This is a genomic window from Pseudomonas sp. 51_B (assembly GCF_017491595.1).
Lineage (GTDB): Bacteria > Pseudomonadota > Gammaproteobacteria > Pseudomonadales > Pseudomonadaceae > Aquipseudomonas > Aquipseudomonas promysalinigenes.
This window is the reverse complement of sequence record NZ_JAFGYW010000310.1, coordinates 1-471: the sequence shown is the minus strand read 5'-3', so window position 1 is coordinate 471 and position 471 is coordinate 1. Positions and strand designations below refer to the sequence as shown.

1 protein-coding gene is annotated in these 471 nt (G+C 66.7%); it reads right to left on the bottom strand.

Annotation, left to right across the window (positions count from 1 at the left end; all coding sequences use genetic code 11):
- Positions 1-25: 25 nt before the first annotated feature.
- A partial coding sequence (locus J5M56_RS24985) for an aminotransferase class III-fold pyridoxal phosphate-dependent enzyme (protein WP_207938060.1) occupies positions 26-471 on the bottom strand: 446 nt, incomplete at its 5' end.

The window sequence follows — 471 nt, the reverse complement described above, 5'->3', positions numbered from 1 at the left end:
AGATCGAGGAAATGACGGGTGGCCATCAGGCGGTTCCGGGCACGACATAGTCCGCGGCGCCGGCCGAGAGCTTGTCGAAGAACTCTTCGATCTCGGCGTCGCCGATCACCAGCGGCGGCAGGACGCGCAGCGTGTTGTCGCCCGCCGCGACGGTCAGCAACTGATGGTTGTCGCGCAGGTGGACGAAGAACGGCCGGCTCTCGACCTTCATCTTGATGCCGAGCATCAGCCCCTTGCCGCGCACCAGCTCGAACAGGTCGGGATAGTTGCCGATGAACTGTTCGAGGCGAGTGCGGATGCGCTCGCCCTTTTCGGTCACTTCGGCGAGGAATTCGTCGTTCGCGACCGCGTCCATCACCGCCATGCCCGCCGCCATCGCGAGCGGGTTGCCGCCGTAAGTCGAGCCGTGCGCGCCGAAACCCATGCCCCGCGCGGCCTTCTCGGTCGCAAGGCAGGCGCCGAGCGGGAAGC